General features: G+C 63.1%; 20 protein-coding genes, 1 tRNA gene and 1 pseudogene. 5 read left to right on the top strand and 17 right to left on the bottom strand.

All coding sequences use genetic code 11. The features are described 5' to 3' along the window. Positions 1 to 70: 70 nt before the first annotated feature. The 4 genes and pseudogenes from PG896_RS14385 to PG896_RS14370 all read right to left on the bottom strand — a co-directional run. A pseudogene (locus PG896_RS14385) lies at positions 71 to 289 on the bottom strand (GFA family protein); the annotation flags it as partial. Between the two features lie 206 nt (positions 290 to 495). Beyond that, positions 496 to 861 carry a VOC family protein gene (locus PG896_RS14380; RefSeq protein WP_049636770.1) on the bottom strand — a complete coding sequence of 122 codons (366 nt, stop codon included), beginning with the start codon at positions 859 to 861 and terminating at the stop codon, positions 496 to 498. Positions 862 to 983: 122 nt separating this feature from the next. Further along, positions 984 to 2,429 carry a chitinase gene (locus PG896_RS14375; RefSeq protein WP_270835838.1) on the bottom strand — a complete coding sequence of 482 codons (1,446 nt, stop codon included), beginning with the start codon at positions 2,427 to 2,429 and terminating at the stop codon, positions 984 to 986. Positions 2,430 to 2,625: 196 nt separating this feature from the next. Next, positions 2,626 to 3,819, bottom strand: a complete 1,194-nt coding sequence (locus tag PG896_RS14370; RefSeq protein WP_270835837.1) for a methyltransferase — start codon at positions 3,817 to 3,819, stop codon at positions 2,626 to 2,628. A gap of 215 nt (positions 3,820 to 4,034) precedes the next feature. Here PG896_RS14370 and PG896_RS14365 point away from each other — a divergent pair, with 215 nt between their 5' ends. Then, positions 4,035 to 4,613: a PhnA domain-containing protein gene (locus PG896_RS14365; RefSeq protein ID WP_270835836.1), complete on the top strand. Its 579-nt coding sequence runs from the start codon at positions 4,035 to 4,037 to the stop codon at positions 4,611 to 4,613. A 70-nt stretch (positions 4,614 to 4,683) separates the two neighbouring features. Here PG896_RS14365 and PG896_RS14360 read toward each other — a convergent pair whose 3' ends face one another. The 10 genes from PG896_RS14360 to cmoM all read right to left on the bottom strand — a co-directional run bounded on the left by PG896_RS14360 (position 4,684) and on the right by cmoM (position 17,229). Further along, the gene (locus PG896_RS14360) at positions 4,684 to 5,916 is read right to left on the bottom strand and encodes a sensor domain-containing diguanylate cyclase (RefSeq protein ID WP_270835835.1); all 1,233 of its coding nucleotides are present in this window, start codon (positions 5,914 to 5,916) and stop codon (positions 4,684 to 4,686) included. Positions 5,917 to 6,053: 137 nt separating this feature from the next. Continuing rightward, the gene (locus PG896_RS14355; RefSeq protein WP_270835834.1) at positions 6,054 to 7,031 is read right to left on the bottom strand and encodes a Wadjet anti-phage system protein JetD domain-containing protein; all 978 of its coding nucleotides are present in this window, start codon (positions 7,029 to 7,031) and stop codon (positions 6,054 to 6,056) included. A 78-nt stretch (positions 7,032 to 7,109) separates the two neighbouring features. Further along, the gene (locus PG896_RS14350) at positions 7,110 to 7,922 is read right to left on the bottom strand and encodes a hypothetical protein (protein ID WP_270835833.1); all 813 of its coding nucleotides are present in this window, start codon (positions 7,920 to 7,922) and stop codon (positions 7,110 to 7,112) included. A gap of 117 nt (positions 7,923 to 8,039) precedes the next feature. Then, entirely contained in the window at positions 8,040 to 8,558 is a 519-nt protein-coding gene (locus PG896_RS14345) for a SixA phosphatase family protein (RefSeq protein WP_270835832.1), read from the bottom strand. A gap of 52 nt (positions 8,559 to 8,610) precedes the next feature. Continuing rightward, entirely contained in the window at positions 8,611 to 9,084 is a 474-nt protein-coding gene (locus PG896_RS14340) for a cupin domain-containing protein (protein WP_270835831.1), read from the bottom strand. Positions 9,085 to 9,257: 173 nt separating this feature from the next. Beyond that, positions 9,258 to 9,656, bottom strand: coding sequence for a septal ring lytic transglycosylase RlpA family protein (locus PG896_RS14335; protein ID WP_270835830.1), 399 nt, complete (start codon positions 9,654 to 9,656; stop codon positions 9,258 to 9,260). A 171-nt stretch (positions 9,657 to 9,827) separates the two neighbouring features. Beyond that, on the bottom strand, positions 9,828 to 14,255 hold the full coding sequence (mukB, locus tag PG896_RS14330) for a chromosome partition protein MukB (RefSeq protein ID WP_219141904.1): 4,428 nt from the start codon (positions 14,253 to 14,255) through the stop codon (positions 9,828 to 9,830). Positions 14,256 to 14,300: 45 nt separating this feature from the next. Continuing rightward, the gene (mukE, locus tag PG896_RS14325; protein WP_029314572.1) at positions 14,301 to 15,038 is read right to left on the bottom strand and encodes a chromosome partition protein MukE; all 738 of its coding nucleotides are present in this window, start codon (positions 15,036 to 15,038) and stop codon (positions 14,301 to 14,303) included. Then, entirely contained in the window at positions 15,019 to 16,338 is a 1,320-nt protein-coding gene (gene mukF / locus PG896_RS14320; protein WP_042863922.1) for a chromosome partition protein MukF, read from the bottom strand. Before mukF ends, mukE begins: the two co-directional genes overlap by 20 nt. Before the next feature lie 114 nt (positions 16,339 to 16,452). Then, on the bottom strand, positions 16,453 to 17,229 hold the full coding sequence (gene cmoM / locus PG896_RS14315; protein WP_039040723.1) for a tRNA uridine 5-oxyacetic acid(34) methyltransferase CmoM: 777 nt from the start codon (positions 17,227 to 17,229) through the stop codon (positions 16,453 to 16,455). 128 nt (positions 17,230 to 17,357) lie between these two features. Here cmoM and elyC point away from each other — a divergent pair, with 128 nt between their 5' ends. From elyC to PG896_RS14295, 4 genes are all read left to right on the top strand, one after another. Continuing rightward, a complete protein-coding gene (elyC, locus tag PG896_RS14310) occupies positions 17,358 to 18,143 on the top strand; it encodes an envelope biogenesis factor ElyC (RefSeq protein ID WP_042863923.1) in 786 nt (261 codons plus the stop codon). A 135-nt stretch (positions 18,144 to 18,278) separates the two neighbouring features. After that, the gene (tpiA, locus tag PG896_RS14305; protein ID WP_029314576.1) at positions 18,279 to 19,034 is read left to right on the top strand and encodes a triose-phosphate isomerase; all 756 of its coding nucleotides are present in this window, start codon (positions 18,279 to 18,281) and stop codon (positions 19,032 to 19,034) included. Positions 19,035 to 19,177: 143 nt separating this feature from the next. After that, positions 19,178 to 20,149 carry a 6-phosphofructokinase gene (gene pfkA, locus PG896_RS14300; protein ID WP_010674852.1) on the top strand — a complete coding sequence of 324 codons (972 nt, stop codon included), beginning with the start codon at positions 19,178 to 19,180 and terminating at the stop codon, positions 20,147 to 20,149. Positions 20,150 to 21,456: 1,307 nt separating this feature from the next. Next, positions 21,457 to 22,713, top strand: a complete 1,257-nt coding sequence (locus PG896_RS14295; protein WP_052816261.1) for an amidohydrolase — start codon at positions 21,457 to 21,459, stop codon at positions 22,711 to 22,713. Positions 22,714 to 22,783: 70 nt separating this feature from the next. Here the strand turns inward: PG896_RS14295 and yjjG are convergent, their stop codons facing one another. From yjjG to PG896_RS14280, 3 genes are all read right to left on the bottom strand, one after another. After that, a complete protein-coding gene (gene yjjG / locus PG896_RS14290; protein ID WP_052816263.1) occupies positions 22,784 to 23,464 on the bottom strand; it encodes a pyrimidine 5'-nucleotidase in 681 nt (226 codons plus the stop codon). 33 nt (positions 23,465 to 23,497) lie between these two features. Then, the gene (locus PG896_RS14285; RefSeq protein WP_270835829.1) at positions 23,498 to 24,982 is read right to left on the bottom strand and encodes a M17 family metallopeptidase; all 1,485 of its coding nucleotides are present in this window, start codon (positions 24,980 to 24,982) and stop codon (positions 23,498 to 23,500) included. A 144-nt stretch (positions 24,983 to 25,126) separates the two neighbouring features. After that, a tRNA-Met gene (locus PG896_RS14280) sits at positions 25,127 to 25,203 on the bottom strand. Positions 25,204 to 25,209: the final 6 nt, after the last annotated feature.

The raw sequence follows: 25,209 nt of genomic DNA, 5'->3' as shown, positions 1-25,209 counted from the left end.
AACCAGCGGGGCTGACGCCCCGGCGAAATTCCCCTCCCACCTACGTCGGAGGGAGTCCCCTTTCGCATTTAAGATGGGTACCGCAGGTGGGGCAGAATCCGCGCTCCGCCCACTCCGACGAGCGGTAGGCCACCGGGGCCATCCCGGTGAACCGCACGCCCTTGCCCCCGTGCACCGCGAACATGGGCCCCCCTGACCAGCGCCGGCACATGGCGCAGTGACACAGGTTGACCTCCTTGTGATCGCCGCTCGACACGGTGATCCCGCCACACAGACAATGTCCTTCCATGATGCCTCCTGAGAGTTGGGGCGACAGACCGGGCGAACGGGTGCTCGCCTTCTTGCCGCACCAGATGAAGTAGCACGGGATCCGGGGGCGACAACTGACCATACCGGGGCCTTACCGCGAGGCTGAGGCTCCCGGAGCGGGAAAATCCCCCTCTTTATTCATCGTATGAATGACTCAACACACCCCATGCACCGGATAAATAATGGTCAGGTTCCCTCCTGCAAGGCGATGCGATTCCCCTCGCAATCCCGACACTCCGCCACCCGGAGGCTCTCCCCGACCCGGGTGACGGGATAGAGACAGGCCCCGCCCGATGCCAGTGCCCGGGCCATGGCCCCCTCGATGTCAGCCACCCGCAGATAGATCCGGGTGCCATCCAGGCTCGGCACATAGCTCTCCCCCTTCGCCAGGGCGCCGGAGCAGCCCGCCGTGCCACTTTCCAGGGGAAAGAGCGCCATCTCGTTGCCATCGATCTGCACCCGCTCCAGCACCGTCTCGAAGACCCCCTCATAGAAGCGAATGGCTCTCTCCAGATCCTGTACCGGAATTTCAAAATGAATGGCGATGTTCATGGTCATCCTCCCTCGGTGTGAACCCGCAGGCTATCAGCGCCAAAAGAGGCGCAACAAGCCAGCGCGGCGATCAACAAGGGAGGCGCGCGGCCTCCCCGGGGTGCTTGCGCTTGTACTGACTCTCAGGTCACCGGTGCCCAGGGGTCGCCCTTGCCCGGCTCGTTGCCCTGGGTCCACCACTTGGCCTGATAGATGATCCCCTTCTGGCTCACCTTGTTGCCCGCGGTGTAGACCTTGCCTGCCTCCCAGGCCGGTACCCCGTCCACCAGTGGCGTGCCGGGGTCGACCGGGGCCGGATCCAGCGTGGCCACCACCCGTACCTTGGGCCAGCTGGCGTGGGAGCCGTAGAAGTTGGTCACGCACTTCTCGTAATCCCCCGGCACCAGGGCCGAATAGGCGGTCTGGTACCCCACCAGATCACACTCGAAGGAGTAGCCGCCGGGTCTGTCCGGGTAGTATTTCCAGTTGCCGTCCCAGTTGGTGTAGAGCACGTCGGTGGCGCCGTTGAGGTTGAGGCTGCCATAGGGGATCTGCTGCCAGCAGGTGTTCTTCTCGTCCGCCAGCAGCGGGATCCCGTAGTGGGCCGCAAGCCCCTCCCAGTAGCGGATGCGGTTGACCGGCTGGCCCTTGTTCTTGTTCTGCTCGCCGCACTCGATGCCACCGTTGATGATGTTGATGGTGGTGCCAAAGCCGTAGCCGATGCCCGCCGCCAGCTCACGCTGGGAGGGCACCCAGGTCCGGTCGATGACGTGCAGCATGGCGGGTTTGGGAGCCTGGGGCGTCAGGAAGAACCAGATGGCGGAGGCGAGGTTGAGCCAGGAGTCCGCCACCAGCCCGGGGTTATTGAGGAGCACGGTGGCGTCGCCGTCGAACATGGCCTCGGAGAAGGCGCCGTAGTTGAAGTGGTAGGAGAGCTGCTTGGCGCCGCGACCGAAATAGCCCTGACCGGTGCTGCAGGGCCAGCGCCGGTTCTGCCAGTCACTCTGGCCACACCCCGTGGTGTAGCCGGTCTGCCCCTCAGACCAACCCATCTCCCGCACGTGCACCAGGGCCTGTTGCCACTCCTCCAGCCCAAGGGGGTTGTCGGAGACATTCTCCTTGGCAATGTGGCCGCCGGTCTCCTGGGCAAAGTGGGCGAAGGCGGTGATGATGGACTTCTTGCAGATGGCGTCCGCATTGCGCCCGTCCGTGTAGTCGCCGCAGAAGGCGGGGAACTTGCCCACCGCCCGCAGGAAGCGCTCGTAGGTGTACTCCGGGGCGGCCATCTGGGTCAGGAACTCCCAGTCCGATTCGGTGAAGACCCGCTCGACCCGCTTGACGTTGTCCGGGTTGCCGGGGGCGCGTGCCACGATGGCCTCCACCACCGAATTGGGCCGGGTGGCCAGGGCGTGGGACCAGATCCCGTACATGGGGTTGGCGGTCTTGGCCTGGGCCGCACTGGCAAGATCCGCCGCCGCCATCACATAGCCGCCGCTGTTCTGGGGATCGGGCTGGATTGTCATGGCGCTCTGGCCGGGCAGCGCCCAGACGAGGGCAACCAGGCAGATGGTGCGCGTGAACATGAACATGGGTAAGCATCCTTGTCTTGAAAATGTCAGGGCGAGCATAGGCATCCGCACAACTAAATTCACGACAAGAATTAAGAATTTGGCGAAATTGTGAGCCATGCCACCCAGCACTCAGATGGCGCTCGTTTAGCAGGGATATCCAGCCCCGGCCCATGGTCTTGTTGGCGCAGCCGCCAGCGCCGGTCAGGGGTCTTGCTCAGACACCGCCGGCGCGCACCGCCCGGATCAGCAGGTTGCGCGGGGTCATGGGTTTCGGGCAGAAGGTACCCACTTCCACCTGGTAGCCCTGCTCCTCGAGGAAGAGGGCGCGATCGAGCAGAAGCCAGATCTCGAGGGGGCGGCGAAACAGATGGCGCACCAGCTCCATGCGGGCGACATCGCCAAAACGTCGCTCCCCCTGTGCCAGGAAGGCGGCGTAGTCGAGCCCCGTCGGCAACCTTATCCCCTTGCGCTCGGCGGCCCAGTGGCAGAAGGCCTCGAAGCCCCCCGCCAGCAGGCTCTTTTGCAGGTTGGGCACCGGCAGGTACTCATCCACCCCGCGTACCCGGCGCTGCAGGCAGTCGAAGGCGAGGCGCCACACCACCTCCTGCTCCCGCAATCGGGCGATGCGGGCGCCGCCGGTCACCGTCTCCTGCAGCGGCAGCTTCAGGTCGCTCTTGCCAAGGCGCAGGGCGCTGGCCCTGGCGGCCCGGGAGAGGGGCGCGTAGTGCTCTCCCCTGATGAGGTGGTAACAACAAGGGGAGAGAGTCACCCCCTGGGCGCGCCCCTCGGCCACCCGCGCCAGCAGATGGGTGTGCAGATCGCCGCAGGCATGGAGCGCCATGGCGTGATGGTGCGGGGCGATGAGCCCCCCGGACTCGGCGGCGAAGGCGTCCGCCTCCACGAATTGTATGCTGGCGCCGTCGCGCGCGGCGAGCCGTCGCCCCTCCTCGCAGAGCGCCCCCTGCCACTCCAGGCTCAGGATGTCGGCGCCACGGTGCAGCGACACCAGGCGCCCCAGATGCCCTTTGCCGGCGCACCACTCCAGATAGGGGCCCGGGTGGGGGGGCAGACAGCCGGTGAAGGCCTCTATCTGCGCCTGCTTGCGCCCCGGCATGTACATCGCCATGGTCCTGGCGCACTGGACGGGTTCGGGGACGAAGTCGGCGAGTTCGCTCAGGGCCTGCAACTCGGCCCCCGCCGGGATCCAGGGGGCAAGCAGCGCACAGAGCGCATCCATGTCGCTATCGAGGTGCGCTATCTCGTCTTGGCTCAGCGCCCCCAGGCAGGCGGCCAGAGCGGGAGCCGCCTCGGCGAAGGCGAGACGTTGATGGTGGTAGGGCTGGTATTGCCACCAGCCACTGTGGTCGGTGAGCAAGCGATCCAGTTGTTGAAAGCGATGGGCCAGCACGGCGACGATTGTCCTGCGATCAAGGGGAGGCTTATTCTAGCGATCTGCCGTCAAAAAGCACCCGTGGCCCCTCTTCGTTGCCCTCACGCCATGGCCTGTCTCGCACCTCCCACGGCGTTAGCCTGACAAATCGCAGGGGTTTGTGCTATATTTCGCCCCCTCGTTAGCGCGACCCGCCCCGGCGGGTCCTCTTTCCCCATAGACGGAATCAAAACATGACCCTCAACTCTACCCTGCAGGCGCGCGCCGGCGCCAAGTGTGAACTCTGTGGCGCAGAGCACGACCTGACTGCCTTCCCGGTGCCCCACTCCCCTGCCACGGGCGACGATCATAGTGTGGTGCTCTGCGGCACCTGCCATGGCCAGCTGGCGCAGCCGGAGACCCTGGTGGCCAACCACTGGCGCTGCCTGGGTGACAGCATGTGGAGCCAGGTGCCTGCGGTGCAGGTGATGGCGTGGCGCCAGCTCAAAAACCTTGTCGCCCGGGGCGAGCTGTGGGCCCAGGACATGCTGGACATGATGTACATGGAAGAAGAGACCAAGGCCTGGGCCGAGGCGGGCATGGTTGCCGAGGATGACGACAGCGTACCCACCGTCGACTCCAACGGCACCGTGCTGGCAGAAGGGGACTCCGTCACCCTGATCAAGGATCTGGAGGTCAAGGGCGGTGGCTTCACCGCCAAGCGTGGCACCCTGGTCAAGGGCATTCGCCTGACCAACAACCCGCTCCATATCGAAGGCAAGGTCAACGGCATCCAGATCGTGCTGGTCGCCGCCTACCTGAAGAAGGCCTGATCCGGCCGATGGTTGCAAAAAAGCGCCCGATAGGCGCTTTTTTGCTTTCTGACGCAGAGGATGGGAGCGTCTAGCTCTCCTTGTAGACACAGATGCGGTTGCGACCGCCGCGTTTGGCCCGGTAGAGCGCCCGATCTGCCTGCTCGAGCAAGCCTGCGCAGGAGAGCGCCGACGCCCCGGCCCCATGCGGGGCGCAGCCTAGGCCTACGCTGATGGTCACGGGGATGGGTTGACCGTCTACCACTATCTCGAGCGACTCGGCCCTGGCCCGGAGCCGCTCGGCGATCCTGGCCCCTTCGGCCAGATCGGTCTGGGCCAACACCAGCATGAACTCCTCCCCGCCATAGCGTCCCAGCCTGTCGCTCTGCCTCAGCTCGGCCGTCACCCCCTGCACCAACTGCTTCAACACCTGATCCCCGGCCGGATGACCGTGGTTGTCGTTGATCCGCTTGAAGTGGTCCAGATCCAGCAGGATGAGGCAAAGTGGTGCCTGCTGGCGTTCGACCAGCTGCCACTGCTGCTCGAAATGCTCCATGATGGCGCCCCGGTTGAGGGCGCCGGTCAGGGAATCCCGGCAGGACTGCTCCTTGAGTTGGGCCAGTGCCTCCTCCAGCCGGGCATTGAGCTCGTGAACCTGTCGGTAGAGCTGCGCCTTCTCGATGATGGAAGAGACGAGACGGGCCAAGTAGACGAACACCTCCTGATGCAGCTTCTGGTAGGTGTGTTTGCTGGCGCTGGAGAAGAACAGGAAGCCTATTCCCTTGTCGTCCACCAGCAGCGGACAGGTGAGGCTGGAGCGCACCCCCTCCTGCAGCACCAACCGGGTGGAGAGGGATTGGGGATGCTCCGCCAGATAGGCCTCGAGATCGTTGATGATCCTGGGCTCCCCCGTCTCCAGGATCCGCTCCAGGCTGCTCCCCACCAGGTTGGCACTATAGCCCTCCTTGAGCCGCTCCTGTTGCTGGATCCGGCTCTTGGACCAGAAGGAGCGCACCCTGGCCCCCTCGTCGCAGAGCAAGGCACACCCGATGCGGTCATAGGGAATGAACTCGGCGAAGGTGTCGTAGATGAGGTTCAGGGTATCCTCGATGAAGAGCCCCTTGTTGACCTCGGCCGCGATCTCATGCAACCGGTGCAGCTCGCGAAAGCGCCGCTCCAGGACGTCCGCCAGCTCGTTGAGCTCCTGAACCAGAGGGGCAAACCCGGTGGTATCCTCGCATCCGAGCAACCTGACATCGAAATGGCCCGCCTTCAGCTCGCGGATCATGGCTTGCAGGGGGGGGAGTGTGGCAGAAATAGGCATGGTGATCACTTCTTGCGCTCGGCGACGGCAGTCCTCATATCTTCCGAATAATGCCCGACAAGTCAACCTGAAACCTCATCCCCCTGACCTCGCGCAGGCCCCTCCCCTGTCACCACACAAAGCACCAGGCTCAAACCTCAACCCAATGGCCACGACTGCCACTCTCTGGCGGTGATCAGCACTTCTTGCTCCAGCCAGCATCTGTTCCGGGCCAGCTCATCGAGCACCTCTGCCAGCACCGAGCCGGATGGCCTTCCGTCCCGTTGCCAGGGGATCTTGCTCTGCGACCCTGCCGACGGTAAGCCCAGAGGACGGGCATAGTGAGGGAGATAGGCGGCCAGATTAACGGGCAACCAGAGTGCCAAAGGATGGCCGATGGCATGGGCCAGTTCGGCGGCGATATCCAGCCCGCGTTGATCCAGATCGCCAAAGTGCGCCCAGGGAATGGTGGTCGGCAGCAGGGGCATCACCCGCTTCGCCAGCACGGTGTTGCGGCCCGGGACATAGAGCAGCAGCTCCCCTGGCTGCAACGGGTAATCCACGAAGGCCCCCTTGTTCTCCACCGTCACTATCTGCCGTCCCTGCCACTCGATGCCTCGCAACCCGGCCAAGGCTCGCTCCGGCAAGGCGAGCTCCCCGAGCAGTGCGATCACGGCCGTCATGTCGTGTGCACTGCCCGCGCTATCGATCAGGCTCAGCGAGCCCTGGGTTCGCAGCCGGATCACCTCGTCAGTCAGCACCTGGCAACCCAGCGCCGCGACGCGCGCCAGCTGGGCGGGGGATAGCGAAGCCTTGCAGTCACGCAGCCAGAGGCCGCCCAAGGTGGCACCATTGAGCTGTGCGGGGAGCTGACAGCCGAGCGCCGCCAACGCAGCCTCCCCCGACCAGGGCGCTTCTCCTGCCGCTTGTGCCAGCCTGGCAGTCAAAAACGCTCGTCCTCGTTCGGTGAGCTGGCGCCGCGCACCCCGTCCCATCGGTTGTATGCCACCCACGCTCCTCAGCATCTCGTCCAGCTCCCGGCTCGCGGCGCTACCAAGCTGGATCCCCTGCCCGTCCTCCAGCGCCAACCACCGTTCACTCAAGGCCCGGATATCGGCTCGCTCGAACAGTCCCACCCTGTCACCTCCTGTGTATTTTCAGACAATGTGAAAGTGGATTTGAAAGCGGGTCACCCACCACGCCACTGCCAACGCCTACCAGCGGGTGTCGAGCGACAGCCTGACCAGCACGTCGTTATCCCAGCCCAGGACAGAGGGCAGATTGGGCTCGTTATAAAACGCCAGGTTGTAGTGGTAAAAATCGGCGCCAAGCACCAGCTGGGTATGCTTGGCCGGATCCAGCCCGAACCAGTGGTCGACATCCCCCCGCAGCTCGCCGCCATATTGGCTCTCTAGCGTCTGGTGACCGTCCCACCAGCGCCGGGCCAGACCACGGAGGGCCCACTCATCCCCCAGCTTGAACTCGACCTTGTTGGTGAGCGCATAGGCCAGGGTGCTGTTGCGCAAACCCTCCCGATCGTAACCTCGCACCCTGGGGGCATCGTCGTCTATTTCCAGGAAGAACCAGCCAGGGCCCGCCTCCAGCGAATAGTGGAACAGGTCGCCGTCATAGCCTGCGACCAGGGCGGCCAGGGCGGTCATCTGCCGCTCTACCGAGCTGGCCGTGTTCATCCTGGTGTCGAATTCGCTGCTCCAGCCGATCCGCAGCCGCTCGTCACGCCAGACGTTGCCCTCTGCACCGCCATTCAGCTGCCACCAGATGGGCACGTGATCCGGGTCCAGATGATCCTGATCATGGTCTACGAAGAGATCGAACGAGCCAAACAGATGCAGGTCGCGCTGGATGCGCTCATCCACCGCCACCCGGGCGTTGAACCCATAAGTGTGGGAATCCACGTCCGGTACGTTCAGATCATGGATACCTAGTCCGTAGCGCCAATCGGCCGCCTCGCCGATCACCGGGTTCATGGCGATCACCAACCCTGTAATCAAAGCATTGAGTCTCATCGAATATCCATCCTTGCAGCCTGGGAGAAAGAAGTGCGTGGGGCGGTGAGCGTCCCCCCGGCTGGTCAATATATTGAGCGCCAAGGTCAGCGGCAATGACTCGTGAGGGGCAGATGTTCAGGCTGAATCGGCAGAGGGAGCCTCGCCCCGTCTGCGCTTCGGCGAGTCAACATGCACCGCTGCCGGGATCAGCGCAGGGATGGCAGCCCACGAGGCCGCGTCGAAGGTCAAGCGGACGATTGCGCAGGTCGGCATTTCGCGGATCGCCCGGGACAAGAGATGCGCCAGCTCCGACAGCTCGGGGTTATGGCTGACCAGCATCACGCAGCCCAGCTCATCGCCGAGTCCGGTGACCACCCCCAGCAGGGTCCTGACATCGCCGCCATAGAGTCGCTCATCGATGACGATATCCCTCTTGCCATCGAGCTCGGCGGCCATCAGCATCGCCGTCGTTCGGGCCCGGCACGCCGGGCTCGACAGGATCAGATCCGGCAATACCTTGTTCCGTGCCAGCCGTCTGCCCATCCTGGGGGCATCGCGCAGCCCTCGGGCGGCCAGGGGACGCTCCCGATCCGCCAGACTGGCCTCCTCCCAGCTCGACTTGCCATGGCGCACCAGGATCAGCGTTCTCTTCATCGCACCTCCGGTAACAACTGTCAGCCTCTGGGCTGGCATGAGTGAGCTCATCCTAGTAAGGGGAGCCATCCTTGTGCCGGGCAGACCAGGCGCCGTCCTCCCCTCGCACCAGGGCCAGATCGTCGTCGGGGTAGTCGACCGTATCGCCGGGCAGCCGGTCACCCACCTCGAGATAGGTCACCTCCACGGCGGTTCTGTTCAACAGCTGGTGCGCCAGACCGCTGCCGGCCTTGAAGCCGATGCACTCCCCCGGCGACATGGCGAACTCCTCGTCGCCATAGACCAGGGTCGGGTGACCCGAGAGGATGTAGACGAATTCGTCCTGGCGGGAGTGGTGGTGCTTGAGCGCCGAGATGGCCCCCGGCGCCAGGGTCGTGAAGTTGATGCCAAAATTGGTGAGACCGAAGTGATCTCCCAGTCTGCGCCTGGTGCGGTGCCTCACCAGGGAGGCTAAAGGCTCTGGATAGAGGGACTTGGCCCCCTGTAGCGGGATCTGGGTCAGGTGAACGGGTCCGTGGTCAGCCATCTCGATCTCTCCGTCTCTACGCTCTGGCAAGGGTGAGCGACGAGCCGGGTCAGGGATCCGGCCATCGCTCCCCCACAGTTATGGCCCGGCCTCGGCGCCTGTCAATGCGAAAAGGCGATAGATGCGGCCTGACGCCGGCTTTATTGCGGCGACGCCATGGGTCGTTGCAATGCCTACAGCACCTCCAGCTTGACCTTGATCAGACCGGATCGGGTGTTGCCTATGGTGCTGAAGGCGGCTCTTGAGAGATCAATCACCCTCCCCCTGGCGAAGTTGCCCCTGTCGTTGACCCGCACCACCACGCTCTTGCTGTTGGCGAGGTTGGTCACCCTCACCATGGCGCCGAAGGGCAGCGTCATGTGGGCGGCGGTGTTCGCGCCACTGTTGTATCGCTCGCCGCTCGCCGTCTTCTTGTTGTGATAGCGATCGGCATAGTAAGAGGCCAGCCCAGTCTGGGTATAACCGCGCCAGCTGCTATCCGTCCTGCCCTCCCCGACCTCCGGCTGGCTGCTACAGGCCGCCAGCAGCAGGCCGAGGGGTAACAGCAGCCCCTTTTGCACCATGGTCCTCATATCCACTTCCTCGATTCTTTATGCGGTGCCACACCGGCCCGGCGATCAGGCGGCCATCGCCGACCTTGATCCCGCAAACAGGGGCCTACTCTCTCATATTTCCCATGGAAAACGGGAGGCCCAGGCCTCCCGTTTGTGTGTTCACCCGTCAGCCCCTGTCAGGGGAAGAGCTCAGGCGATCAGCTTGTCATCGGCGAAACCGAAGCCCCGCAGACCCACCACGTGCACGTGTTCGTGCTTGCCCTGCACCTTGCGGATGAGCTTGTAGGTGGTGCCCTTCTCGGGGCTGATGTTCTCCGGCGCCGCGATGAGGAGCTGCATGTCCTGGCGCTCGCACAGCTCGAACAGGGTGGCGATGGACTTGCCATCCAGGCGCGCCGCTTCGTCAAGGAACAGCAACCGGCAGGGGGCGATGTCCTTGCCGCGCAGACGGCGGGACTCCTCCTCCCAGCTGATCAGCACCATCAAGAGGATGGCCTGACCGGTGCCGATCGCCTCGCCGGTGGAGAGCGCGCCGCTCTCGGCCCGCAGCCAGCCATCGGCGCCACGCTGTACCTCGATCTCCAGCTCCAGGTAGTTGCGATAATCGAGCAGCACGTCCCCCATCACCTGGTAGTTGCGCTCCCCCTGCTCCACTTGCGGGTTGAGGCGCTGGAACAGCTTGGCCATGGCCTCGGAGAAGCTGAGCTCCTTGTCGGCGAAGAGATCGTTGTGCATGGCGCTCTGATCGGCGAGTGCGGTCAGGAGGCGAGTGTGGGCCTCGCGGATATTGACGTTGAGACGCACCCCGCGCACCAGACCGAAGGCGATGTTCTGCAGGCCCTGGTTCAATACCCGGATGCGGTTCTGCTCCCGGCGGATGATGTTGGTGATCTTGGCCGCCACCTCGTGGGAGGAGAGGGACAGATGGGTTTCCCGCTGCTTGAGCTCATCGGCGAGGCGCGCCAGCTCGATCTCCATCTCCTCGATGGCTTCCACCGGATCGTCCGAGCGGATGATGTCGTTGCGGATGCGATCTTTCAGGTAACGGTAGACCTGCACGTAGAAGGCGACCTTCTGCTCGGTGCTGCGGTTGCCTTCCGACAGACGCAGCGCATCGCGCAGGGCCTCGTCGTGGGCCACCGCCACCCGCAGGGCGCCGAGGGCTTTGTCCGACATGGAGCGCAGCTCGTCGCTGTCAAGATAAGCCAGCTCGCGCTTGTTCAGACGCTTCTCGACGTCGGTCTCCCGTGCCAGACGCACCACCCGCGACCAGCTCGCCTTGTGACCCACCAGGGATTTGCGGGCGCTGTAGTAATCCTTGCCTTCGAGCTTGAGACGACCGCCAAGGGATTCGATTTCGCGCTTGCACACCTGCAACTGGGCCTCGGCGCTGGTGCGGCGGGTCCGGGTGCGGATGAGCAGCTCTTCAATCTCTTTCTTGTGGGCACGGGCCTTCTCTTCCATGTCATCCGACAGGGTCAGCCCCATGGCCGCCAGCTCCTGCTCGAACTCCGCCAGGGTCTGCCCCTTGGCCGAGGCGCTGGAATCGAGCGCCGTGCGCAGTTGCAGCGCCTCGGTGTGGCGCTGGGTGATCTGCTTGTGCTGCTCACCGGCGGTGCGGGCGGCAAGCTCTGCCGCCTTGAGTTTCTCTTTGAGTCGCTCGCTCATCTCGGACGCCTTGCCCAGCAGATCTTGTGCATCCTGATAGGCAAAGTGCGGCAAACGGGCCACCAGCTGATCGAGGGCGTAGCAACGGCGCTTCTGCTCGGCCAGCAGGTCGCTCACCTCGTCAAAGGCCGCCTGCAGGGCCGCCAGATCCTGGGGATCCTGGCGCAGCACCTGCACCTGGGTCTCGAGTTTTTCCAGCGCCTTGCCGTGTTTGGCGATAAAGGCTTCGGCTGTTTTAAGGGCCTCCACGTCGGCGTGAGCCGCCTCGAGGCGGGCCGCCAGGTCTGCCTCGGCAAACAGGTGGGCAAAGGGCAGCATCCCCTGCACCAGCTGGATATGGCGGGTCAGCTGGGCGGCGGCGGCTTTGGCATCACTCAGCTGCTTGTCGCACTCGGCGATGGTTTCTTGCAGCTTGCGCTGCTCGTGCTGCTTGGCCTGCACCTCGGCTTCGGGGTCCGGGCGGAAGGCGATATCCAGATGCTGGCCGATAAAGTCGCGGAAGTGGCCGTAGAGACGGTGGTACTTCTGCTGCTCGAAGGCGGCCTTGGCGTAGCCCTCGATGAGGTTTTCCCGCTCAAGATCGAGCTGCTCGATCCGTTTTTCCCGGGCGGCGCGGCCAAACAGCGGCAGCTCGGGGTAGCGGGAGAAGCGCACCTGACGCTTGCTGGTGCGCACCAGCACGGCGTCCCCCAGCTCATCCGCTTCCACCAGATCCTCATCAAAGGAGTCGGGGTTGCCCTGGATGAGGTAGATATCTTCCGGGCAATCTTCCAGCTTTTTCAGCCGCTCGATGGCGCCTTCGAGGTCGAGCACCACCAGGGCGCTGCGAGCCGGGCCGTAGAGTGCGGAGTAGTAAGGGGCATCATCGATGGAGATGTCGTCATAGACGTCCGAGAGCAGCACGCCCCCCACCTGCTCGGCGATGCGGGCAAGACGGGGATCCGCCTCGCCGGCACCCAGCTGCAGGTTGCGAATTTGCAGCTCCAGCGCCTGTTTCTGGCCCTGAATGCGGTTGCTCTCCTGCTCGAACTCCCGCTCCTTGTCGAGCACGCTCTGCATGCCGGAAGAGAGTTCTTCGGCGGTGGCCAAGGCCAAGCCACTCTGCTCGCGCAGTTGCTCGAGTTTTTCAAAGGATTTGAGCCAGCGCGGGGCCAGCTTGGTCAGTTCCGCGATATCGCGACCCAGCTGAGTGCCCTGATGCTCGAGGCTGGCGCGGCGCTGATTGGCCTCTGCCTGCTGCTCGGAGAGCTCCTCCTGGCGGGTGCGCTGGGCTTCGAGGAAGATCTCCAGCTCGTCCTGGCTGGCAATGTGCTGACCAGACGCCTGGGCCAGCTCGTCTCGCAGCCGCAAGAGCGTCTTCTGGCTTTCGCTCTCTTTCTCGAGGCGAGCCAGGGCGGCGCGCAGACCCTGCCCCTGGGCAATGCGGGCCTTGTCTTCGATGTGCCGCTTGAGCAGCCCCTGCGCGGTAGGCCAGGCGGCCTCGCGCACTGTCTCGGGGGCGATGCTGAGCAGCAGCGCCAGCGCCGCTTCGTGTTCGGCCACCGCTGCCTTGGCCAGCGCCAACTGCTGCTCGGCCCCCAGCACCCGGCTGGTGAGGCTCTGCTCGGCTGCGCGGAACTGATGCAGGGTGTCGCTCGCCTGCGCAGGCTCGAGCCCCGGCAGTTCGCACTGCTCGCGGGCAGTATCGAGGGCCTGCACCGCCTGACGGTACTGGATGGCGCGGGTCTGCTGGATATCGAGCGCCTGCTGGTAGTCGGCCAGCTGGGTCTTGAGGCTGTCCACCTCTGCCTGGGCCAGCTCCTTGCGCTCCTCCACTTCCAGCAACTGGCCGTGGATCTCTTCCACCACCGCCTGCTGCTGCTCGAGCTTGTCGTTGAGCTCCGCCAGATCGGCACGATAGAGGGCAATCTTCTTTTGCAGCGCCACGGCCGCCATCACCTTGGCCAGGTGCTCGGCGGCGGACTCCAGCTCGTCGGTCAGGAGCTTCTCGCGGTTGGTGAGCTGATCCACCTCGTCCGCCAGATAGATGGCGCGCTGTTTCTCCTCGGCCAGCAGACGGCGTTTGCCGGCGAGCTCAGAGCGTGCCTTGAGGGCCAGCTCGGAGAGACGGCTCTTCTCCGCAGCGCCCCGCACATACTCCGCGGCCACATAGTGGGTGGTCTCGGTGATGAGATTCTTGAAGAGATCCCGCTGACCTTGGGTCTCCTTGATGGCTTCCAGGGTGCGGCGGTTCTCGTAGATGGCCGCCTCCATGTCCTGGAACGCCTTGCGTACTCCGGAGTTCTCCGGCAGCAGGTATTCACGCAAGGAGCGGCTGATGGAAGACGAAATACCGCCGTAGAGGGAGGCTTCGATCAGGCGGTAGAACTTGCCGCGATCCTTCTGATCCCGCAGTTTCTTCGGGGTGATGCCGAACTCGAACATGAAGTTGTGATAATCGGTCACCGTATTGAACTTGGCGACCTTGATGGCGCCAAGCTCCGCTGCCGCCCCCTTCAGATCGGCGAAGGCACGTACCCGGCCCTTGCCGTCGTCGAGCTTCTCCAGCAGCAGATCCGTGGGCGCCAGGTGCTCGGGCACATCCACCAGGGCGAACGGGGTGATGTTGACCTTGTTGTCACGGTTGGCCACCTGTTCGAGGTGGACGCCGACCCAGATCCGCTGCTCGCGGCTGTTCATCACTTCCAGCAGCGAATAGCAGTGGCCGCGCTGCAGCTTGCCGTAGAGCCCCTTGTCGCGGGACGCGCTGGAGGAGCCCGCCTCCGTGGTGTTACGGAAGTGGAGCAGTGACTGGTCGGGAATGAGGGCCGCGATAAAGGCCGCCATGGTGGTGGACTTGCCCGCGCCGTTGCCGCCGGACAGGGTCGTGACCAGCTGGTCGAGATCGAAGGTGCGGGCGAAGAAGCCGTTCCAGTTGACCATGGTCAGGGATTTGAATTTGCCTCTCACGCCACACTCTCCATCAAACCGGCAGACACCATCAGTGCCGGCACATTAACGTTGCAGATCATCTTCCACCTCCAGCTCCAGCTGCTCTTCGTCCAGATCCTCTTCGATATCCTCGAACAGGGAATCGCTGCTCGGCATCTCGTCGTCATGGAAGATGGCTTCCCCTTCCTGGATCATCCGCAGTTGCACCGCGCGGGGATCCTCGTCGGAGCGCACATCGGCGGCGAAGCGGAACACGGATTCGTTGACCCGGAATTTGTCGCTGTTGCCAAGGGGGGTGATCATCCCGAGGCGCTTGAGGCGACGCATGGAGGTGCGGATCTTCTCGAGGAGCTTCTTCTTGTCCAGATCCGTGCCGCCGGAGCGGCTGTTGACCATGCGCAGCAGTTGCTTCTCGTCCGCCAGACTCAGCACCTCTTCTTGCAGCTCGCCCATGGCGAACACCCCTTCAGAGGCGAGCCTGTCCGGGCTCAGGAACAGGTAGCAGAGCACCTTGCCCACCAGCATATCGAGCTCGGATAGCACTGTTGTTCCGATGTCGGCGCTCGGGCGCGGACGCAGGTAGAAGAAGCCTTCCGGCGCCTTGATGAGTTCCACCTGATAGCGGCCGTAGAAGATCTCCAGCTCCTGGTGGTACTCCACCAGGGCCGAGTGCTGCTCGAATTCGTCGGCACTGATGTGGCGACCGGAGCGCAGGGCGGTGTCGATGCGCGGAAACAAGGGGTTGGCGATGGCCTCTGCGAGACGCAGGGGCAAGGGGAATTCAGTATTGATCGATGACATAGGCCTGAACCTTGGATCCAGCTTGGTTGATGGGTTTCCATGCGGGTTGGCGGTGGTGCTCGCGCTCACCGCTGGCATGGCCGAGACGCACGGCCTGATCGATCAGGAGGCGCGCCACGTCGAAGTGGGCATGGGCCGGGTAGTCCAGCAGGTATTCCCGCAGCACGTCGGCAAGATCCAGCCGATCTCCCTGCTCCGGGTAGCGGGCCAGGTAGCGCTCGATGCGCTCCGCCAGCTCCTGGTTGATGTCCACCATCTCCACGTACTCCATCTCGAGGGGCACCTCGCCGGTCACCTCCTCGTCGTGGATGGCGATGGTTTCATCCCGCAGCTCCAGCAAACGGGGCTCTTCGGCCACCCGCAACAACCAGCTGTGCTGCTCGAAGTTGCGGATGGATTCCCGCAGCCGCTGGCTGAAGGCGCGGTTCTTGTCCATGTCGATGGCGTTGCGGATGAACTTGTGAACGTGCCTGTCATAACGGGACCAGAGCTCGATGCACTGCTGGCCCCAGGCGGTGATGACATCCAGACGCCCCTGCAGGGCGTGGGTCAGCTCCTCGACGTGGAACAGATCCTCACGCCCCTGGGCCGCTTCCTGAATGTTGAGCAGCCCCGCCTGCAGGCGGTGGCCGGCGGCGTCCAGGGTGTCCTGCAACTCGCGCAGGGTCTGGCCGGTCTCGTGCAGGAGCTTCTCGCAGCTGTGGATGGCATCGACCCAGTTCTGGGTCAGCAGGGCCGCTATCTCGCTCTTGACCTGGTTTTGCTGCTCGTCCATGGCGCGCTGGGTGAGATCGATGCGCCCGAGCGTCTCTTCCAGGGAGAAGGAGAGGCGCGGCAGCACCTCGGCGTCCCACTGCTCCCGGGTGTTGGTCTCGAGCGCCGCCTTGCGGGCGGTGTCGAGCTCGGCCGCCAGGTGCTCGAGCAGGATGGAGAGCTTGATGGAGTCCACCTGGCGCTGATCCATGAAGAAATCGACGATGCTCATGCCAAGGCGCGACAGGCGGTAGAGGCTCTCCCCCGCCACCATGTCGGTGGTGAAACGCGACAGCAGTTGCTGGCGAATGAGATCGTTGATGGCGTTGTTGGCGCGACCGGTGAGGGTCTCGTCCATCTGGCCGAAGGCACTGCTGACATAGCCAAAGGCATCGTGCAGCGCGGCCTCCGAGAGATCAGACTCGTCCTCGGAGAGCGTCTTGATCGCTATCAGAAAGGCCAGCCTGTCGGTGGGGAGGTTCAGCGCCAACCCCTCCTGTCTGACCCATCCCACCGTCTCTGGCAGGGTACGGGATGTACTCATCATGACGTTATCATCTCGTTGTTATAGTCGGCAGGTCTTTGCCTGCCGTGGTGATATAGGCCGGGGTCGGTGGCGCCCCGGCGGCTGGATCCCGCATCGTATTCACGCCGGTGGGGCTCAACCGGCCGGTTTCTGGGCCATCACATGGATGTAGCGCCCCAGGGAAACAAAGGGCTCCTGGCGGCAATATTGTTGCTCCATGGCCAGCAGGTCCTCGAACTTCTCGACCTGATCCTGCTTGTGGCGCATGTAGTCGTGGATGACACGCACCCCGGTCTTGCCGATGATCCGCAATCCCCCCCGGCCTATCCAGTCATAGACCTGCTCCGGCAACTGGGGATTGGTGGGTGTCAGGGCTGTCTGGCGTTTCTTGCGAAGGCCCAGGCGCACATAGTCGAAATTACCCACCACCAGGCTCTGGAACAGGAGGCCGTGACGATTGTAAAAAAGCAGCGACAGTATGCCCCCTGCCTTGACGAAAGGGAACAGACCCAGCAAGGTCTGGCGCGGCTCGGCGAGCCACTCCAGTACCGCGTGACAGAGCACCAGATCGAAGGTGCCGGTCACCTGGTGCTTGAGATCCTGAATGGGGCAATGGATGAGACGAATTCTGTCTTCCAAGCCCTTCTGGGCGATCTGCTCCCGGGCCAGATCCAGCATTTCTGCCGACAAATCGCACAGCTCCACCTGATGGCCCATGGCCGCCAGTTTCTGGGCGAAGTAGCCAAAGCCGCCGCCGGCATCCAGGATGCGCAGCGGCCGGTTGCCCAGGCGCGCCAGGCAGGCTTCGATGTCACTCCAGACAATGGTGGTGCGAATGCGCCCCTTGGTGGAGTCGTAAATGTTGCGAGCGAACTTGTCCGCGCGCCCGTCAAAACTCTGATCTTGCTTCAAGACACACTCATCTTCGACCGCCCCGCCATGAGGGCCGCAGGAGGAACCACACAGGATTGGGCCACAGGAAAAAAGAGGGGTATTCTGTCACATCCCGAATTTGCTGAAAACTCAAGGACGTGTCTGTCGTGTTCGAGCTCAACTTCTTTGTCATCAAGAAATGGCTGGGCCATCTGCTGATGCCGCTCCCCTTTTCTCTCTCCTTGTTAGTGCTGGCGCTCGTGCTGCTCTGGTTCACCCGCTTTCAAAAAAGCGGCAGACTGCTGGCGACCCTCTCCTTGGTGATCATTGCCCTGATGGGGACGCGGCCGGTGAGCTACGAGCTGGCCCGCAGCCTGGAGCAGACCTATCCCCCCTTCGAGGTGAGCCAGCATCCTGACATCCAGGCCATCGTCGTGCTGGGCAACGGTCATGTGAGCGATCCGGCCATCCCAGAGCGCGCCTGGCAAAACAACATCTCCCTGGCGCGCACCCTGGAAGGGGTTCGCCTGGCCCTGGCCTATCCAGAGGCCGAGCTGGTCTTCTCCGGTGCCGTGGCCGGGGATCCCCTGTCGAACGCCGAGGTCAACGCCCGCATGGCGGCAAGCCTTGGCATCCCGCGTGCGCGCATGACGTTGTTTGAAAACAACAAAGACACCCATGACGAGGCGGTCAGCATCGCCGCCCACCTCAACGGCAAGCGGGTGGCGCTGGTGAGTTCGGCCACCCACCTGCCCCGGGCCATGGCCCTCTATCGCAGTCAGGGACTCGATGCGGTGCCGGCTCCCACCGATTACACCGCCAAGCAGAGTCAGGAGCCACAACCCCTCTACAGCTACCTCCCCAAGGGGCGTTATCTGATGTATTCCGAGGCTGCCATTCACGAGTGGATTGGGGTATGGTGGGCCCGTTTGCGTGGGCAGGTCACCGAGTGAGCAATCGCGCCTTGCATTCCTGATTTGGATCAGGAAAGCGAAAAAAAATTACGTCATTTGCCGCCGGGTCAGCTATCTTGGGCTCGGTTCAATTCATATAATGTTGCGCAATCAAATGCCTAGGAGATATAGAAGATGAGACAGCACCTGGTAATGGGTAACTGGAAACTGAACGGCACCAAGGCTTCTGTAGAAGCCCTGATCAAAGGACTGACCCCGGCCGCTGCCGCTCATCCTTCCGTGCAAGTGGCCGTCTGCCCGCCGGTTATCTTTTTGGGTCTGGTTGAACAGCTGACCGCTGGCAGCAAGATCGCCTACGGTGCCCAGAACGCCGACGTTCACGAGTCCGGCGCCTTCACCGGCGAAAACGCCCCCTCCATGCTCAAAGCCTTCGGCTGCACCTACTCCCTGGTCGGCCACAGCGAGCGTCGTACCCTGCACGCAGAGACCGACGACGTGGTGGCTGCCAAGTACGAAGCCATCCAGAAGGGCGGCCTGATCCCCGTGCTGTGCATCGGTGAAACCCTGGCCCAGTTCGAAGCCGGTACCACCAACCAGGTGGTCGAGACCCAGCTCAAGGCCGTGATCGATCGCTGCGGCATCGCCTCCTTCGAGAACGCCGTCATCGCTTACGAGCCGGTATGGGCCATCGGCACCGGCAAGACCGCCACCCCGGAGATCGCACAATCCGTGCATGCTCACATCCGTCAATACCTGGCCGGTTTTGATGCAGCCGTGGCTGCCAAGGTACAGATCCTGTACGGCGGCTCCGTGACTGGCGCCACCGCTGCCGACCTGTTCGGCCAGCCGGACATCGACGGTGGCTTGGTGGGTGGCGCGTCCCTGAAAGTGGACGACTTCTCCCAGATCATCGCTGGCGCCGCCAAGTAAGCGCCAAGCAAAGAGGGGCCCCGCCCCTCTTTGCATATCGCTTTCCTATGGACCCTCTCGCCATAGGAAAGCCGATATAGTAAAAGCGGCCAGCCGTATTTTTCAGAATCTTGATTTTCGACAACTCAGATCCAGAGGCACTCATGACCAAACAAATCAAACGTATTGGTGTTTTGACCAGTGGTGGTGACGCACCGGGTATGAACGCAGCCATCCGCGCCGTGGTGCGCGCCGGTCTGCATCATGGCCTGGAAGTTTACGGCATCTATGATGGCTACCTCGGTCTGCACCAGGACCGTATCGTCAAGCTCGAGCGTCACAGCGTCTCCGACGTCGTGAACCGTGGCGGTACTTTCCTGGGCTCCGCCCGTTTCCCCGCCTTCAAGGATCCGAAAGTCCGTGCCGAAGCGGTCGAAAACCTGAAGAAACACGGCATCGACGCCCTAGTGGTCATCGGCGGTGACGGCTCCTACATGGGTGCCAAGAAGCTGACCGAAGAGGGCTTCCCCTGCATCGGCCTGCCGGGCACCATCGACAACGATATCGCCGGTACCGACTTCACCATCGGCTTTGACACCGCTCTGAACGTGGTCGTGGACGCCATCGACCGCCTGCGCGACACCTGCAGCTCCCACCACCGCATCTCCGTGGTCGAGATCATGGGCCGCCACTGCGGCGATCTGGCCATGTCTGCCGCTGTTGCCGGTGGTGCCGAGTACGTGATCGTGCCGGAAGTGGCCTTCGACAAGGAGAAGCTGCTGCAACAGATCAAGGAAGGGGAAGCCAAGGGCAAGAAGCACGCCATCATCACCATCTGCGAGCACGTCACCGACGTCAACGCCCTGGCAAAAGACATCGAGGCCATGACCGGCCGCGAAACCCGCGCCACCATCCTGGGTCACATCCAGCGTGGCGGTTCTCCCACTGCCCGTGACCGTATCATGTCCAGCCGCATGGGTGCCTTCGCCGTCGAGCAACTGCTGGCGGGCCAGGGTGGCCGCTGCGTCGGCATTCAGGGCAACGAGATGGTGCACCACGACATCATCGACTGCATCGAGAACCTGAAGCGCCCGTTCAACCAGGAGCTGTACGATCTCTCCACCACCCTGTTCTAAGGGCTGTGGTCTGACAAAAAACCCTCCTCTGGAGGGTTTTTTTATGCGGGCTCCTCACCCCCTCCTCCCCCTGCGGGGGCCCGACTATCCACTGGCCACTGTCGCCATGTCTTACCCCTTGCCCGGCGGCCCTGAGCCTCTGACCCCACGACCTTCTCCTTTACTTCTTTCCCCCGCTTTTCTGCTTGCTCACCTTGTTCGCGACGGGTCTGGATAAAGGCCTTGGTGCCGCAGTGCCACGGCCCTGCGCCAGGCCTCCCCTGCCCTTCATCCCATCACACTGGCGCCATATAGCCACCCGGGTGGGCCGACGATCTCTCCCGCTTCCCCTGCGCGCGGGCCCAGTGGCTCGTCCCCCCAAGAAAACAGCGAAAAACGGGGCTTCCGACCACCCAAGGCCCCATGAAGATCGAACCTCCATTTTCCCGCCTTCCCCCTTTCCTTCCATGCTCCTTTGGCGGCCGTTTTGTCGTTTTTTCGTACTCTTTTTGCTCCCATCCTGTTTGGGATGAGCAGAAAATTGAGCCTTCATCGGATAACCCTGGCTGGCAACAGCCTTGCAGACTGGGGTTGGGAAACAAGTTGTGAGAAAACATGACATGGGATGACAAAACCTGGCTGACAACCACCAACCTCCCTAGGACGACATCAATCGGCGCATCCCGCAGGCCATTTTGCTGATGAAAAATGGAGATCACCACAAAAAACCCAATTGGAGCCACCAAGAAGAAAGCCACAAGAACAACATAACTCAATGTATTTAAAGACTTTATATGTATCCGCTTTCACTGATATCACTATGAAACCCTTCCCAGGACAAAAAACGCCCTTAAACTTGGGAAAATGCGGCCATATTTCACCACCAAACCATTTTTGCCTCATAATTACATTTTTCGTTGTTTTATCGTTCTGTTGTGGTATCTTGGTTCCATCATGAGCCAACCAAGGGAGATAAAATCATGAAAGAGTTCGTAGTTACCGCCGTTTTCACCGTGTTTTTCACTCTGGTTGCCGTCTCCATGCCGTCGCTGGCACAGCTCTAAGTCGGTCAATCAGCCATCTGCCACCTCTGCACCAGAAGGGCGGTTCAAAAAACAGACTGCAACATGGGTTTTTGACGTGCTCTGGCAAAGGATGATGCCAAGCCATCATTGAGTGCGATCTGCGCACACAAAACGACCTCGTCGACATCCATGCCATCTTTCAAGGGGAGCCCGGGCTCCCCTTGTCGCATCTCCCCCTGCGGGATTTACTCTTGCCCCCCTGCCCGTCACAATGGCCGCTGGATTTGCCACGCAGGAACCACCATGACTCAGGATGCCTTGCGCCACTGGCGCCGCGACCTTCATCGTCACCCCGAAGCCGCCTGGTGTGAATTTCGCACCACCACCCTCATCGCCCAACACCTCAGTGAACTCGGTTTCTCCATCATGCTGGGGGATCAACTGCTCGCCAGCACCCTCATCATGGGACGGGAAATAGACGTCGAGGCCCAGAAGGCCCGTGCCCTGCACCAGGGGGCGCATCCGGAGTGGCTGACGCGGATCGACGCACTCACCGGCGTGATGGGACTCTGGGAGAGCGGGCGGCCCGGCCCCACCCTGGCGTTTCGCTTCGATATCGATGCGGTGGAGGTCGAAGAGAGCCAGGAGGCGTCACACCTGCCCGGCCAGGGAGGCTGGCACTCCGCCAACCCGGGCTGGATGCACGCCTGTGCCCACGATGGCCACACCGCCATCGGGCTGGTGCTGGCCGAGCGGATCGCGGCCCTCGCCGATCGCCTCACTGGCCGCATCAAGCTCCTCTTCCAGCCGGCTGAAGAGGGCTGCCGAGGCGGCAAGGCGCTGGCGGCAGGGGGGCAGCTCGACGACGTGGACGCCCTGCTGGCACTGCACATCGGCATTCACGCGAGCAGTGGTGAGCTGGTGGTCAACCCCACCGAGTTTCTCTGTTCAACCAAATTCGACGTGGAGTTCATGGGGCAAGCCGCCCATGCGGGGCTCGAGCCCAACGCGGGCCACAATGCCCTGGCGGCGGCCTGCATGGCCACCACCGCCATGCTCGGCATTCCCCGCCATCGGGACGGCATGACCCGCATCAACGTGGGGCAGCTCAACGGCGGCAGTGGACGCAACGTCATCCCGGGCCATGCCCGCCTGATGGGGGAGACCCGTGGCGCGACGCCGGCCCTCAACGACTACATGTTCAATCAGGTGCAGCAGATTGTGGAGGGGGCGGCCCTGATGCAGGGCGCGACCTACCACATTCGCAAACAGGGGGAAGCGATCGGCATCGAGAACAGCCCAGCCCTCATCGAGGAAATCGTGCCTCTCGCACAGGGGATCTCCCTTGATACCATCCACACCCGCCGCTTCGGGGCCAGCGAGGATGCCGGTTTCCTCATCGAGCGGGTACAGCAGCACGGCGGCGAGGCCGCCTATCTCATCCTGGGAGCCAACCTCGCGGCCCCCCACCATCATCCGGAGTTCGACTTCGACGAAGCCGTGCTGGCCCCCGGAGTGGCCTTGCTGGAGGCCTGGCTGCTCGCCCGCCTCGGCCGCTAGCAGACGCCGGATGCAAACAAGGCAGCCCATGGGCTGCCTTGTTTTTTTACATCCTTGCGGACATGGGGACCTACTCTCCCAGCACAATCGCGCAGAGATGGGCGAAGTGGTGGATCTCGTGGGTCGCCTCGCACGGACCTGTTTCCCGTCCCGGGTTGTACCAGCAGGTGGCAAGCCCCTGGGCGGCGGCACCGGCGATGTCGGTCTTGGGATTGTCCCCCACCATCAACACCCGCGCCGGGCTCGGCTGACCCATCTGCGCCAGGGCATGCTGGAAGATGGCCGCCGCCGGCTTGGTCACTTGCACCTCGTCAGAGATAACGAGAGGCTCAAACCAGCTGTTCCAGCCCAGTTTGTCGAGGCGCCCGCGCTGGGGCAGGCTGAAGCCGTTGGTGATGATCCCCATTCTGACCTTGCGCTTCAGGGCCTGCAGGGTCTCCTCCACCCCCTCCAGCGGCACGCTCAGGGCGATGATCTGCTGCAGGAAGGTCTCGTTCATCGCCATGGGCGCCACGTTGACCTGCTCGGCAAAGAGCGAAAAACGGGTCTGCTGCAGGTGGGTGGCGTCAATCTCCCCTGAGTTGTACTGCTGCCAGAGCCGCTGGTTGAGGGCATGGTACTCCGCCATCTTGGGGGGAGTCGGCGCCACGCCGTAGATCTGCAGGGTCCGCTCCAGCGCCCTGGCGACCGGAAAATCGAGCAGGGTTTCGTCCAGATCGAACAGCACCCAGTCATAGCTTGCTTGTTTCACGCTTGTCCTTATTGATTGTGCTTGGCCACGTTGTCATGCGTCGGGCGCACCCATCCCCAGAGGGCTGTCGAGCAGGGTCAGGGTCAGCCTGACACCAAAGCCGGTTACCTCGCTGCCCACCACGCCATTGCCCCCCTTGTTGCGAAAACCACTCAGGTCGAGGTGCAACCAGGGAAGCTCGGCGGGCACGAAGCGCGTGAGAAAACGGGCGGCATCGATGTGATCCGGGGAGGCGCCCGGCGCGCACTGTAACAGATCGGCCCACTCGCTATCGAGGTTGTCATCGTAATCCTCGTCCAGGGGGAAGGGCCAGACTCGCTCCCCGCTCTGCTGGCCCAGCGCTATCAGAGTGGTGAGCCACTCGGGGCGGTTGGTGAAGGCGCCGCTGTAACGGCTGCCGAGCGCCCGTTTGCAGGCGCCAGTCAGGGTGGCGTAGTCGATCAGCAAGTCGGGTTTGTCCCCGGCCGCCAGGGTCAGGGCATCCGCCAGCACCATGCGCCCCTCGGCGTCGGTGTCCACCACTTCGATGGTGGTGCCGTTCAGCGCGGTCACCACCTCACCGGGCCGGAAGGCCTGCGGGCCGATGTGGTTCTCGGCGATGGCGAGCCAGCAGTGCACCTCAACGGGGAGTTTCGCCCGGCTGATGGCCAGCAGCGTGCCAAGGGCCACCGCGCTGCCCCCCATGTCCAGGTGCATGCCATACATGCTGCCACCGACTTTCAGGTTGTAGCCACCGGAGTCGTGGCAGATCCCCTTGCCCACCAGCGCGACGCGGCGCACCGGGTTGGCCGGACAGTAACTGAGCCTGACGATGGCGGCCTGACCGTCCGCCGAACCACGGGCCACCGCCAGGAAGGCGCCAGCCCCCTTCTGTGCCAGGGTCGTCTCATCAAACTCCTGCCACTGCCACCCCTCCTGCTGCGCCAGCTCCCGGGCATAGGCCCGGTAATGACGGGCATTGAGCTCGGACGCTGGCAGCACTGCCAGGTGGCGAGCCAGACCGTTGCCTTCGGTTTCTGCGCTCAGGCGGGCCATGTCCAGCTCGCAAGGGGGGGAAAGTTGCAACTGCTGATAACCCGGTCTTGTCGCCTCACTCCGTTTCTGGGTCGGCAGGGTCACATCGGCGGCGAGCAGGCAGGCGAGCACCACCCTTGCCAGTTGTGCGCGATGCTCATCGTCAAAGCCCTCCAGATGGAGCGCCAGGTGCGTCGCCTTGAGGCCCGCCAGCGAGCCCACCCAGCTGCGCACCTGCTTGTAGAGCCGATGATCCAGGGCCGGGCGGGCATCCATGAAGATCACCCGTTGCAGCCCCTGACTGTCGTCAAGGGAATAGGGGGCCTTCTGACCCAGGGCTATCTGGGTTGCCACGGCGGCAAAGGGAGGCGTCGCCAGCAGGGTATCGCGCGCTGAGTCGGCAATGAGCAGGAGTTTGACGGCAGCCGGCCCTGCCATTACCTCGGCGAGGGAGGTGCTCTGCATCGTGATTTGGGGAGAAAAATAGCTAAAAGGGGTCATCACAGGGTGCGGCCTCATCCATGAACAGAAAGCAGGATGATACCGAACAAATGGCGAGAGGGATCGGAAAAACACACATTATTGTGTGCAAGCAACAGATGCTGGAGGGGATAAGAGAGGTAATGCAGAAGAAAATAAGTCAGAAGTTGGTTGCGGGGGCCGGATTTGAACCGACGACCTTCGGGTTATGAGCCCGACGAGCTACCGAGCTGCTCCACCCCGCGTCCGAC

The sequence above is a fragment of the Aeromonas sp. QDB30 genome (assembly GCF_027707645.1).
Classification (GTDB): Bacteria; Pseudomonadota; Gammaproteobacteria; order Enterobacterales; family Aeromonadaceae; genus Aeromonas; species Aeromonas caviae.
The sequence above is the reverse complement of the archived record's forward strand: the minus strand, read 5'-3'. Positions and strand labels throughout refer to the sequence as shown.

Bases quoted from the DNA above. Each gene is read 5' to 3' on its own strand.
- PG896_RS14380 (WP_049636770.1), bottom strand. From the start codon at position 861: ATGAACATCGCCATTCATTTTGAAATTCCGGTACAGGATCTGGAGAGA.
- PG896_RS14375 (WP_270835838.1), bottom strand. From the start codon at position 2,429: ATGTTCATGTTCACGCGCACCATCTGCCTGGTTGCCCTCGTCTGGGCG.
- PG896_RS14365 (WP_270835836.1), top strand. From the start codon at position 4,035: ATGACCCTCAACTCTACCCTGCAGGCGCGCGCCGGCGCCAAGTGTGAA.
- PG896_RS14360 (WP_270835835.1), bottom strand. From the start codon at position 5,916: ATGCCTATTTCTGCCACACTCCCCCCCCTGCAAGCCATGATCCGCGAG.
- PG896_RS14350 (WP_270835833.1), bottom strand. From the start codon at position 7,922: ATGAGACTCAATGCTTTGATTACAGGGTTGGTGATCGCCATGAACCCG.
- PG896_RS14345 (WP_270835832.1), bottom strand. From the start codon at position 8,558: ATGAAGAGAACGCTGATCCTGGTGCGCCATGGCAAGTCGAGCTGGGAG.
- PG896_RS14340 (WP_270835831.1), bottom strand. From the start codon at position 9,084: ATGGCTGACCACGGACCCGTTCACCTGACCCAGATCCCGCTACAGGGG.
- PG896_RS14335 (WP_270835830.1), bottom strand. From the start codon at position 9,656: ATGAGGACCATGGTGCAAAAGGGGCTGCTGTTACCCCTCGGCCTGCTG.
- mukE (WP_029314572.1), bottom strand. From the start codon at position 15,038: ATGTCATCGATCAATACTGAATTCCCCTTGCCCCTGCGTCTCGCAGAG.
- mukF (WP_042863922.1), bottom strand. From the start codon at position 16,338: ATGATGAGTACATCCCGTACCCTGCCAGAGACGGTGGGATGGGTCAGA.
- tpiA (WP_029314576.1), top strand. From the start codon at position 18,279: ATGAGACAGCACCTGGTAATGGGTAACTGGAAACTGAACGGCACCAAG.
- pfkA (WP_010674852.1), top strand. From the start codon at position 19,178: ATGACCAAACAAATCAAACGTATTGGTGTTTTGACCAGTGGTGGTGAC.
- PG896_RS14295 (WP_052816261.1), top strand. From the start codon at position 21,457: ATGACTCAGGATGCCTTGCGCCACTGGCGCCGCGACCTTCATCGTCAC.